10 protein-coding genes and 1 pseudogene are annotated in these 11,254 nt (G+C 71.1%); 5 read left to right on the top strand and 6 right to left on the bottom strand.

Annotation, left to right across the window (positions count from 1 at the left end; genetic code table 11):
• Positions 1-4: 4 nt before the first annotated feature.
• From C0216_RS30980 to C0216_RS30955, 6 genes are all read right to left on the bottom strand, one after another.
• On the bottom strand, positions 5-1,468 hold the full coding sequence (locus C0216_RS30980) for a helix-turn-helix domain-containing protein (RefSeq protein ID WP_246042998.1): 1,464 nt from the start codon (positions 1,466-1,468) through the stop codon (positions 5-7).
• Between the two features lie 869 nt (positions 1,469-2,337).
• Positions 2,338-2,607 carry a helix-turn-helix transcriptional regulator gene (locus C0216_RS30975; protein WP_114059087.1) on the bottom strand — a complete coding sequence of 90 codons (270 nt, stop codon included), beginning with the start codon at positions 2,605-2,607 and terminating at the stop codon, positions 2,338-2,340.
• Between the two features lie 255 nt (positions 2,608-2,862).
• Entirely contained in the window at positions 2,863-3,405 is a 543-nt protein-coding gene (locus tag C0216_RS30970; protein ID WP_246042997.1) for a GNAT family N-acetyltransferase, read from the bottom strand.
• 10 nt (positions 3,406-3,415) lie between these two features.
• Positions 3,416-4,543 carry a hypothetical protein gene (locus C0216_RS30965; RefSeq protein WP_246042995.1) on the bottom strand — a complete coding sequence of 376 codons (1,128 nt, stop codon included), beginning with the start codon at positions 4,541-4,543 and terminating at the stop codon, positions 3,416-3,418.
• Between the two features lie 408 nt (positions 4,544-4,951).
• Positions 4,952-5,545, bottom strand: coding sequence for an AAA family ATPase (locus tag C0216_RS30960; protein WP_114059086.1), 594 nt, complete (start codon positions 5,543-5,545; stop codon positions 4,952-4,954).
• Positions 5,542-6,300, bottom strand: coding sequence for a GntR family transcriptional regulator (locus tag C0216_RS30955; RefSeq protein WP_114059085.1), 759 nt, complete (start codon positions 6,298-6,300; stop codon positions 5,542-5,544). The genes C0216_RS30960 and C0216_RS30955 overlap by 4 nt, the downstream gene beginning before the upstream one ends.
• 327 nt (positions 6,301-6,627) lie before the next feature.
• Here C0216_RS30955 and C0216_RS30950 point away from each other — a divergent pair, with 327 nt between their 5' ends.
• The 5 genes and pseudogenes from C0216_RS30950 (at position 6,628) to C0216_RS30930 (ending at position 11,247) form a co-directional block, all read left to right on the top strand.
• Complete coding sequence (locus tag C0216_RS30950; RefSeq protein ID WP_114059084.1) at positions 6,628-7,197, top strand: hypothetical protein; 570 nt, start codon at positions 6,628-6,630, stop codon at positions 7,195-7,197.
• A gap of 238 nt (positions 7,198-7,435) precedes the next feature.
• Positions 7,436-7,708 carry a WhiB family transcriptional regulator gene (locus C0216_RS30945; RefSeq protein WP_114059083.1) on the top strand — a complete coding sequence of 91 codons (273 nt, stop codon included), beginning with the start codon at positions 7,436-7,438 and terminating at the stop codon, positions 7,706-7,708.
• A 235-nt stretch (positions 7,709-7,943) separates the two neighbouring features.
• A pseudogene (locus C0216_RS34820) lies at positions 7,944-8,189 on the top strand (DUF5999 family protein); the annotation flags it as partial.
• 228 nt (positions 8,190-8,417) lie between these two features.
• A complete protein-coding gene (locus C0216_RS30935; protein WP_114059081.1) occupies positions 8,418-8,798 on the top strand; it encodes a hypothetical protein in 381 nt (126 codons plus the stop codon).
• 151 nt (positions 8,799-8,949) lie between these two features.
• Positions 8,950-11,247, top strand: a complete 2,298-nt coding sequence (locus tag C0216_RS30930) for a DUF2637 domain-containing protein (RefSeq protein WP_114059080.1) — start codon at positions 8,950-8,952, stop codon at positions 11,245-11,247.
• The last annotated feature ends 7 nt before the right edge of the window (positions 11,248-11,254 follow it).

Here is an 11,254-nt window from a genome sequence, read left to right as displayed (position 1 = left end):
CCTCCTACCGGCGTCCGACGGTCATCAGAGAGGTGCCGCTGATCAGCTTGCGTACGCGCTGCACCAGCTCGGGGCCGTAGATCTGCTCAGCGGCGGCCGGGCCGAGGGTGTCGAGCGTCGTGATGACCTGGTCGGGCCTGCCGAGCATGAACTCCTGCCAGGCCACGGCCCGGAACTCTTTGAGCTCTTCCTCGCCGGGCATATCGGGGCCGGTCTCGCCCGCGTCCTGGTGGCCGTCCGGGAGGTCGTACTGCGGCTGCTGGGGGGCGAACGCGTCGGCGACCAGGCGGCGGACGGACTCACTGCGCGGCGGCGTCCAGTCGCCCTCCCACTCCTGGTGGCGGGCCTTCTCCGCGCGGCGGGAGTCCCGGTACGCCTGGACGGCGCGCTCGCGGCCCTCCTCGGTCGGCCACAGCGCGACCGCCCCCTTCAGCCGTCCGGCGAGGAACCCCGACGGGCGGTGGACGGTGCCCGGGGCGTCGCCCAGGTCGAGGAACGCGATCACCTGGTCGGCAGTCCAGCCGGCGTCCGAGACCTCCTTGAGGATCCAGGCGATCCGGGGCACCGAGGCTCGGCCCATCCACGGCACCTGGCGGATCAGCTCCGAGGCCAGCTGGAAACGGCGCCCGACGCTGTTGAGCTTCCGGCGGCCGCGCTTGACCTTCTTCGGGGTGGGGGACTTGCTCTGCCCGCTTGCGAGCTTGCTCTCAGAGGGGAGGGAAGTAGTACCCGCAGTAGAAGACGCTGAGGTACCAACCTGCATTGGGGTGCAACGGGCCTCACCTGAAACAGCCGTCACACCCCCCTGCTCAGCACCCCTCACCGAGGCCTTCGCCGGGGCCTTCGACGACGTCTTCGAGCGCGGCTTGCGCACCTTCCGGGCCGCCTTCTTCGCCAGCTTCGCCATCAGCTCCCGGCCGGCCTCCGCGATCCCGGACACCGCCCGCGTGTACGCCGGAGCGTCCTCATCGCGCTGCACCGTGCGGATCCCCAGCGCGGCATCGAACTCGGTCGGGATCATCCGCGCGAACTCGCTGGCCTGCGCCGGACCGCCGGCCACCCGGGTGCCCTTGACGATGTAGGCGAGCAGCCCCGTCTCCCGCAGGATCTGCAGGTGGTTTTGTACCGTCCGCTCCGACAGCCCGGTCCGGCGCACCAGGTACTCGATCCCCGGACGGCACGGGAAGAGCTGTGCGAGCTCCTGGGCGACGCGCACGGTCGTCGGCCCGAAGCTGCGCGGCCCGTGCGACCGGTGCCGCCGCGGCTCGTAGAGCCCGGACCCGGCGACCCAGTGGACCGCCTGCATCCACGAGTAGCCGTCCAGCGCGATCCGGCCCGACGACGTCGACAGCCACTGCGACGCCTCGGCCACGAACAGCCCGGGCAGCACGGAGACCGCGTCGGTGTCATCGACGGCACGGCGCGAAGCAGGAATCAGCACGGCGGCCGGCGCCGCCACGGCGCTCACCGGCCCACCCGGACGGACGAGAAAGAGATCATTTCGGCAGCCTGGCGCAGGCAGCCTGTGGACAGAGTCCGGGAAGCGGCGAGAAGCCGATTCCCTCCCGCCCGGCGGGCAGAATCTGCGAACGCGTCCCGCACTGCGGGACGGAGCTGTGGAGCACCACGGCCGAGGGCGCCGTCAGGAAGACATGGGCCCCCCTCTCGGTATAGGTGTCACGGACCGGGGTCGGTGTGACACTCCGGCGCCAAGAATCTTCGTGATTAATGCCGTGAACAGTGCAAACAGGGGCAGCTGATCCCGTCACGCGGGAAGCGCGGGGAGCTCGAATCAGGTCGAATCGGACAAGGTCGAGCTGACAAGGAGAGGCGAAGTCGTGCACTATTACGGGGACACCAACCTTCATATGGATCGCCCCGACCGCGACCAGGCCCCTGCCAAGGGACCCGACCACGGCCGACGCTCTGTATGGAGACACCACCGCCCAACCACCGAGTGGATGGGCGCCGACGCGGAGCCCCGAGCCCGACGGTTTGCCAAAGCCGCCGAAGCCCGGGATGAAGCGGTGGCTCGACAGAGGGCCCCCTGCCAAAGGGGCACCTGCCGTGCCGGGTGGCCCGCTGCCAAGCGGACCAGTGACCCGCCTGCCAAGGCGGGGTGGTACAGGAGAAGAACCAGCTCGATGAGCTGGAGCCCAGAACCGGGGCCAACCGGGGACTGGGCGGCCGACCTGATGGTCGGCGAGATGGGCCGCGCGGGGCCAGTGGATGCCACTCCACCTATCGGCGCGCGCGGCCGATGGCCGTTAGGTCATCCCGACCCCCTCGATACCGAAGGCGGCGTCGGCGACCCCGAAATCGGCCTGAACCTTGAGGTCACTCCTCATCGGAAGCCCCCTCGACAGCGGCATCCGGGTGCTTCTCGGCCAGCCGGCGGAGGAGGTGGGCGTACTTCAGGCGGTTGCCGCGGTGAGGCTGGGTGAGTCCCGCCTCCCACCGCGCGACGGCGACGCGTTGGACACCGATGGCATCCGCGACTTCGGCCTGCGTGAGGCCGGCGGCAAGCCGCAGCTGCTGCCGGACCCGGGGTGAGGGGAGGGTGTCCTCCTCCACCAGGGCGTCAATTCGCCTCAGCGGATCCGACATCACAAACCCCCACCCTAGAAAACCTTTCCTGAAAAGATACACGGCCTCGGTGATCTACGGTACTGAGAACGAGGGTGTTGTCGCGCGAGACGCCTGTTCCTCCCTGCCCTTCCCCGACGACTGTTCCGTTCCTGGCTTGAGAACGCGCAGGTAGAACCACTTGGTGCCCCAAACGCGGCACGGATTTCGGGCCGTTGGTGCAGCGCCGTAGAGGTTCAGGCGAGTGGGTGAGTTCAGACAGCGCCATGGCGGTGGTTACGGACGCCACTCGCTCTCCAACACCGAGTACAGCACGCTGTCTCGCCAGCCTCCGTTGGTGTGCACGTGGTCGCGGAGCACGCCCTCTCGCTGGAATCCGAGGCGCTCGACAAGGGCGATCGAGGCCAGGTTCGACGGGCCGATGGCGGCGCTGACGCGGTGCAGCCCGAGCTCAGCGAAGGCGTAGGAGGTCAGGCATCGGGCTGCATCCGTGGCGAACCCGCGGCCCCACTCCTGGGCGGCAATCGCATAGCCCAACTTGCCTGCCTGGGTGCCGGCGAACGCGATGCGGGCGAAGCCGACGACGCGGTCTTCGCCCTTGGGCGTCACAGCAAGGTAGTACTCGGTGCGGGGTTGCTCCTGCGCGCGGGCGACTGCGCCTTCGACCATGGCGACGGCTTCGGCCCGTGAGCGGCTGTCGAAGGACAGCCATTGGGTGACCTGGTCGTCGCCGATGATGGCCAGGACGTCGTCGACGTCTCCGGGAGCGAACTCCCTGAGCGCGACCTGGTCGCCAACGAGGTGGATCGGATACGTCAACGGGGGGCTCCTAGCGAGGCAGCGACTTGAGCGGGGTACGGGTGAACGCCTCGATCTGTTCTTGCAGCCCCGACGCGTCCTCTCCGAGCGGGGAATCGCGCAGAGCGCGGTGTACGCGCTGGGTCGCGTTCACGATCCCGTTGATGCGCTGCTCGGGAGCGAGGTCGAGGACCGGCGCCACGGCCTCGGTCGCGCCTTCCAGCTCGCCCATCTGGATGCGCGTGATAGCCAGCGCGCTGCGTGCTCCGGCCTGGTCACCGAAAGCCCACTCGGGCGAACTGGTGTCCTCGTAGGCCGCGACGGCGCGGGTCGCATAGTCGTTCGCGACGCTGCTCTGAGAAGGCAGCCAGGAGAGGGCCTCGGCCGCGTAGTAGATCTGCCGGGTCCTGCCGAATAGGCAGAGGCCGCCGAGCTCGTCGACCTCGTCCTCCTGGACAAGGTCCCAGGCGCGCTCCGCGCGTTCGATCGCGGCGCGGGCCGCATTCGCGTTGCCGAGCGCAGCATGGGCACGGGCCTCGTTCATGGGCAGCCAGACGCTCGACGAGTTGACCGCCGCGAACTCGGCGCCGGACTGGGCGTAGCGGACCGACTCCCTGGTCCGACCGGCCCAGTAAGACACCAGCGACTGGACTCCGCGGATCCAGGCCCGAAGCCCGTTGTGGTCCGCCTGGTCCGCGCACACGAACGCGGTACGGGCCTGGGTGAGTGCCGCGTGCGGGTCCGCCAAGTCGTGGCTCGCCTTGGCAAGCAAGCCGCCCGTCACCCCGGCGAGGAAGTACAGCTGGCGTGCCTGCGCGGGGCGACGCTGCTGCTCCAGCAGCGTGTAGATCGTGTCCTGGGTCGTGATGAGGTCCGGCAACAGCTCCGACAGCGGCCGCTGCGGATAGTCCATCGCCAGATTCTGGACATCCGCGTGGACCTGCTCCATCACGTCGGCCGTGAGGTCGGTCTGCCCCGCCGTGAAAGCGAAGCTTTTGGCTCGCCGTGCAGCCATCTCGATCAGCTCCCTGTCCGCAGTGGGCCCTCCTGTCGCCAGGATCAGCCCGGTCGGTTCGTCGACCGCCGGTAAGGACCCCACCCAGGGGGCGAGGAGTTCTTCCAGCGGCATGCCGAACATGCTTTGCAGAACACGGCGCATGACAGGGGTGGTACTGGCCCGCTCACCACTGGCTAGCCGGCGTAAGTGCCGGGTGCTCAGGGTGACGTTCTCCCCGAGCCTCGTAGCGAGCTGCCCGAAGTCCCGGACGATCTCATCGTACGTGCGCGGCTGCTGCCGCAGCAGGTACTCCAGTCTCGTCCGCGGATCCCCCTGACTGGCGCTGCCTGCCACCGGTCCTCCCCGAGTCACGAAATCGTGCTCTGCGCCCTCAGTGTCAGTCGCAAGCGACGCCGAGTCAGCAGAGCAAGGGCCCTGGTCCGCTAGCGGTCCGCTTCTTGTCCGGGATTGGTCCAGGACCGGTCCGCCGCCGGACCTCGTGTGGTCATGCTCCCTCATCCCACCCTGGTGATCGACAAGTTCGCACATTCGATTGCAGGGAGGCGGGAGTCAATGCGGGCCCTCATGCGTGGAAGGACGCGCACGGCGGAGCTTCGCCAGCACGTGCTCCGGGTGACCGTCGTACACGATGTGCGGCTCGTCGTCGGCCGGTGGGACGAAGCGGCCCGCATGCCGAAGCAGGTCTTCCTCGCTGAACTCGATGCTGTTGGCGTCGACCAGCGACTGCTCGTTTCGCTGCCGGATCCGGTCCCAGCGCACCTCGTGCGGCACCGGCAGGTAGATGAGGACAGGCACGCCGCCGGCCCCCATCACCGTGGCGGCCCAGTGGGACCGCTCTTCGTGAGTCCAGAAGCCGTGGTCGACCACGACGTCGTGTCCGGCCCCCAGGAGCTCCTCGAGCTCAAGAGCGATGTCCTTGAGCACGGGGGCCTCCCGGACCTTGAACTCGCCCCGGGGGAAATCCCTGCCGTAGTGGCCGTACCGGCGGAACATCTCCTCGTCCGGACAGAGGCGCCGGAACCCGGCCTGCTCCAGAGCTCGGGCGAGGGTTGTTTTGCCGGATCCCTGCAGACCAGACAGAAGGATCGCCCGCGGCGCGGGATCTGGCCGACCGGACAGGGCTTCGGAGAGGCGTGCGGTCAACGCAGGACCTCCGAGGTCGTCCTGCGCGTGCGGCCCGGGGCGCCCAGGTCCACGCCGTACTCCAGCACCTCGCCATCGGCGTCCATAAAGCGGGCGGTTAGGACCAGGATCGCTGCGGTGGTGCCGGCCTCCAGCTCCAAGAGCCTGAGGTCGTCGGCGGTGGCGATGCGCGCCGACTCCTCGTCGATCCGCTTAGCAACCTGGCGTCCGGTGGCCCGAGCGATCAAGTCGAGCGACAGCCCGCCCTTGAGTCGCGCGCTGCGCGCGAGTTCCGGCAGCACCCGAGCGAACTCGGCGGGGATCCAGGACGTGGAGTGGGAGACGATGCCGTGATCGTCCCGGTAGACACGGCTGCGGCGAATCACGTCGTCACCAGGCGAAATGCCAAGCGCGTGCGCAACGTCCTCTGGAGCTTCGACTATGCCGGCGGTGTGGCCGGACGATTTCTCGCCGACGCCCCAAGAGGACTGGGTCTTGCTGCTGCGGTCGTGACGCTCCGATCCGGAGGACAGCGAGATGGGGCGGGCCATCACCTCTGTGCCCACGCCGGGGATGCCCTGTACGAGCTTCTCCTCGCGCAGCAGCCGCATCGCACGGTCCGCGGTAGCGGTGCTGACGTTCCACTCGGTGGCCAGCGTCTTGATGCTGGGCAGGAGATCGCCGGGTGCGAGGTCCCCGGAGCTGATCCGGTCGCGGTAGTGGCCCGCGATGCGCGCGTACGGCGGCCGGTTATCGGCTCGGGGCGGCCCGGACATGTGCCTTCGCCTCCTTCAGGTTCATCTGGTTGCCTCACTATACCGCTTGACACATGAGGGTACCTGATGCAACCTGATGTACGTAAGGCGGTGGTCCTCCGGGAACACCGAGTGACACCCGCAAGACCGTAAGAGTCGTCCACCTCGCAAGAGGGGGCCGGGGTTGATGGCACCATCAAATCCTCCGGGTTCTCGACTACTTACTGCACGTCGCAGCGCTATGCGCTGTCCGTCCGTCAGGACGCCGGGGTCACCCGCTCGGCCTGGTGGGCGGAGAGAGCACCGCGACGCACCTCTCCCCTTCCTTCACACATGAGGAGATCCCCCATGGCCCTTCCCGCCGCGATGCCCACCGCCAAGGAACGCCCTCGCCGGACCCGGACGAAGCGGGTCAGCACCCGCCCCGCCCTCAAGCTCTCCAAGCTCCCGCCCTCGCACATCGACCTGCTCGACCCGCTCCAGGCCACCCTGGTCTGCAAGGACTGCGGTACCTGGGTGCCGATCACCGGCATGAACAGCCGCGTTCAGAAGGTCGTCCCGCACCACACCGGCAAGGCCCACATCGCCGACGCGATCCACTGCCGGGGCAGCAACCGCCGCATCGACTGGGACCTCACGATCCCCCAGTGGCGCCAGGCCCTGACCGACGCCATCACCGAGGCGTCCAGCCGCACCGCCACCACGGTGCTGCCCAAGCCCTTCAGCCCCCAGACCAATTGGGCGCTGCAGGCCCGCGCCGAGCGCACGGCCGCTGGCCGCAAGGCCGACTGGCAGGCGGTGCTTCCCCGCGTGGCCGACGCGGACAAGGCCCGTCGGGCGGTCCCCGCAGGTGACACCCCGGCCGAAGCCCGAAGCGTGCCGACGGACCACCTGACCGTCCAGCGGCTGGCGAGCTGACCAACCCCCGCACGAACGACCGCGGCCCCGGCCATCCCGAGCGATCGGGGAGGCCGGGGCCGCGGCTGCTCGTACGAACAGCCTGAACAGCGCGACAGCCCCGGCGACTTGAGACCCCCGGGGCTGTCCAGGACCCGCTTGGAGACCTGATGCGTACCAGCATCGCACGGAACAACGGCGACTCCGACACGGACATGGACGAGGCCCTGCGCCGCGTCCGGCAGGGGAAGTGATCCGCATGGACTGGCGACACAACGCGGTCTGCCGCGAGGAAGACCCGGAGCTGTTCTTCCCCATCGGCAACACCGGCCCGGCGCTCCTGCAGATCGAGGAGGCCAAGGCGGTCTGCCGCCGGTGCCCGGTCATGGAGCAGTGCCTGCAGTGGGCGCTGGAGTCCGGCCAGGACTCCGGCGTCTGGGGCGGCCTGTCCGAGGACGAGCGGCGGGCGATGAAGCGCCGCGCCGCCCGCAACCGGGCCCGGAGCAACAAGAAGAAGGGGTCGGCGGCATGAGCGAGGCCGACCAGAAGCGCCTGGAGGACAACCTGCGCCGCACGAACCAGGACCACGACCTCGGCCGGCGCCTGCACGGCTGAGGCCCCGGACGACTGACCGCGGTGCGGGACGGAAACCCAACTCCGCTCCCGCACCGCGCTGCTCCACCAGGCCGGTCGCCCCACGGGCAGCCGGCCTTTCGCACGCCTCCCGCCCGGGAGAGTCTCGGGCCCGCATCCCCGCAGGAGAGCCCATGCGTACCAGCACCGACACTGCGACGGCCGCCGCCACCACCCGGCTGCCGGAATCGCTCTGCACCCACAGCCCCGCGTGCCCGACGGCCGACAGCACGGACCGCGAGGCCGCGAAGGTCGTGGCCGCCCACCCGGAACAGGGCTGGAGCCTTCTCTGCAACGCCCTGGTGGTCTTCGACGACACCGGCGAGCTGCTCCCCGACGGCCGGATCGTCGCCCCGCACCGGCCCACCGGCGCCGTGGACACCGCGCTCCCCCTCCTCAGGGACGCCCACCCGCGCATCGGCGGCACGACGCGCAGCGGGAAGACCAGCGCGGCCGTCTACCGCGCGGCGGCGTCCCTGGCCAACGGCACCGCGTGGTCGGCCTAACGGCTGCCTGATCCGCCCGCACCGGCCCGCCGAATCCCGGCGGGCCGGGTCGGGCGGTGACTGGGAGCCGGACAGTCCGGACCACTGAACCAGGGAGCCCGTATGCACGCCTTCTCCGAGCCCGCGACCGCCAAGGGCAAGGCCGTTTCGTTCCAGCGCGACGACTTCGTGCTCTACCGCGACCCGGAGCGGTTCTGGCGCGGCGAGCCGAACCACACGTTCGTCTGCCGGATCAGCCGGGTCAACACCTACGTCTCCGGCGGCGTCCGCTACGCCCTGCTGCCGGTGCAGGGCGGCTTCGTCAACGACGCGCAGAGCGAGTACATGCGGCTGCTGCCGCCGGCCGACGCGATGCGTGACATCGACACCGCCCCGCTGAACACCGCGGGCGCGGCGGACGAGATGACGGCGGCCGCGATGGCCTGGCTCACCCAGCAGCACGAGACGGCCAACCGCCGCCCGGAGCTACCCGCCAGCGACTGACCCACCAGCCCCGCAGCACAGCGGTCCCCCGAGCCCCCGGCATTGAAGCTGCCGGGGCCTCGGAGGACCTGGTCCTGACCCTACCGACCGACGCTGCCCCGCGGTGCCCCTCTTCACGGAGGCGCCGGAACGTACGAGAGGACATCCCCCCGTGGCCACCAAGACCAACGCCCGCCGCCGGGCCCAGCCCAAGCGGCAGCCCCGCACCCCCGCCCGGCCGCAGCCCCCCGCGGCCACCGTCCCGAGCCAGGCCGGCACCCAGGCCGCCGAGACCGCCGTGCCCCCGGTCCACGAGGAGGCCGACCCGGTCCTGGCCGACGCCGCCGACCGCGCCGCCGACCTCCGCGCCCAGGGCGCCGCCGACGCCGCCCGGATCGTCGCCGCGGGCGAGACCCGCGCCGCCGAACTGCTGGACAACGCCCGCACGGAGGCGGCCACCCTCACCGAGGAGGCCACCGCCGAGAAGGCCCGCCTCCTGGCCGCCGCCGCCACCGCTGCCGACCAGGCCCGCACGGCCGCGGAGACCACGGCGGAGCAGCTGCTCGCCGACGCCCGGGACAAGGCCGAGGCCCTCACCACCGAAGCGACCGGCAAGGCAGACGAGGCTCTGGCCACCGCAGCGGAGGCCGCCGACCGGATCCGCCAGGAGGCCGCGACCGACGCCGAGTCGGCCGCCGAGCAGCTGCTCGCCGACGCGCGCAGCGAGGCCGACGCCCTCACCACGGCGGCGGCCGGGAAGGCGGAGGAGGTCCTGGCTGACGCGAACCGCCGGGCGCAGGACGCCTTGACGTCGGCGGCTGCCGACGCCGAGCAGGTCCGTACGGAGGCCGGCCGGGAAGCAGCGCAGGTCCTCGCCGACGCGACGGACAAGCGCACCAAGCTCATGGCCGAGGCCGAGCGCACCGCCGCCGACGCCCGTACGCGCGCGGCCAAGGACGCCGAGGAGCTCCTGGAGCGGGCCCGTGCCGACGCGGAGCGGACCCGCCGGAGCGCGGACGAGCAGGCCGCGCAGATGCGGGCCGGGGCGGAGAAGATGGCCGCCGGCCTTCGCGCCGACGCCGACCGCGCCCTGGACGACGCCCGCAAGAGCGCCGAGGAGCTGAGGGCCGCCACCGACAAGGACGTCGCCCGGCTGCGCGAGCAGGCCGAGACGGACGCGAAGACGGCCCGGGAGGCGGAAGCGAAGGCCGCGGCCGACCAGGCCGCCGCGGCGCTGGCCCTGGCCGAGGCCGAGCGGATCCTCGAGGCCGCGACGCAGCGGACCGTGCGCCGGGCGCGGCGCCGGGAGATCCGGGCCGAATCCCGCGCCAAGCGCCGCAAGACCCGGGACGAGGCCCGGCCCGCCGGCGGTGTCCCGCCGCTGTCCGGGCAGGAACTGCTCCTGGTCGTCGGGATCGTCCTGGCGGCCGCGGTCGTCTCCACCCTCGGCCTGCTCTCCTCCTACACCGCGCTGGATGCCAAGGCCGCGGCGTGGGGCTGGGAGTGGCCGTGGCTCCTGCCGGTCGGCATCGACGTCGCGATCCCAGCGTTCACCGGCGCCAACCTGATCCTGATCCGGATGGGGATGGAGCTGCGCTGGATCCGCTGGGTGCCCCGCGTACTGACGGCGGTGACCGTCTACCTCAACTGGAACGCCTCGGACTCCGCCGCCGGCCGCATCGGGCACGCCGCCCTCACCCTGCTCTGGGTCGTCTTCTCGGAGATCGCCTCCCACGTGTACGCCACGAAGATCGGCGCGGTCACCGGCAAGGTCAGGATGGACACGGTGCGGCGCTCGCGCTGGATCCTCGCCCCGATCCCCACCGCCCGGCTTCGCCGCCGGATGATCCTGTGGGAGATCACCTCCTACGACGAGGCGCTCACCCGCCTCCAGCAGGAGACCTGGCTGCGAGCGCGGCTGCGCGAGGAGTTCGGTCTGCTGTGGCGGTGGAAGGCGCCGCTGGAGCAGCGGATGGCGCTCAAGCTCGGCAGCGCGCCCGCCGCGCTCGCCGACACGCTCACCCCCGAGGACGCTCACACCGTCGAGCGGGTGGAGGCGAGCGCCGACGCTCACCCGGAACCGGGCGGCGCTCACCCCGAGGTGAGCGCGCTCACCTCCGGCAACGCTCAGGGTGAGCGCGAGCGCCCGGCGCTCACCACACGCGCTCACGGAGGTGAGCGCCCCGTGGAGGGCGAGGACGCTCACCGAGCGGAGGGCGGTCGAAGCAACAGCGAGCGGGACGCGCTCACCGAGCGCCGCCACGATCGGATCCGGCTCCTCTACACCGAGCTCGGGCGCCGTCCGCAGTGGACGGAGATCCGCGACGCGCTCACCGCAGCGGGCCTGTCCGACGAGCCGGTCTCCCGCCCGACCGCCCAGCGCCTGCGCGAGCAGGTCGAGGAGGGCACCCCGAGCGCCCCGGCGAGCGCGAACGTGAGCGCCGGGGCGAGCGTCCCGGTGAGCGCCTGAGCGCCCA

Origin of the sequence: Streptomyces globosus, from assembly GCF_003325375.1 — a bacterium.
Classification (GTDB): Bacteria; Actinomycetota; Actinomycetes; order Streptomycetales; family Streptomycetaceae; genus Streptomyces; species Streptomyces globosus_A.
This window is presented reverse-complemented; position numbering and strand designations above follow the sequence as displayed.

Bases quoted from the DNA above. Each gene is read 5' to 3' on its own strand.
- C0216_RS30975 (WP_114059087.1), bottom strand. From the start codon at position 2,607: ATGTCGGATCCGCTGAGGCGAATTGACGCCCTGGTGGAGGAGGACACC.
- C0216_RS30965 (WP_246042995.1), bottom strand. From the start codon at position 4,543: ATGCGCCGTGTTCTGCAAAGCATGTTCGGCATGCCGCTGGAAGAACTC.
- C0216_RS30955 (WP_114059085.1), bottom strand. From the start codon at position 6,300: ATGTCCGGGCCGCCCCGAGCCGATAACCGGCCGCCGTACGCGCGCATC.
- C0216_RS30950 (WP_114059084.1), top strand. From the start codon at position 6,628: ATGGCCCTTCCCGCCGCGATGCCCACCGCCAAGGAACGCCCTCGCCGG.
- C0216_RS30945 (WP_114059083.1), top strand. From the start codon at position 7,436: ATGGACTGGCGACACAACGCGGTCTGCCGCGAGGAAGACCCGGAGCTG.
- C0216_RS30935 (WP_114059081.1), top strand. From the start codon at position 8,418: ATGCACGCCTTCTCCGAGCCCGCGACCGCCAAGGGCAAGGCCGTTTCG.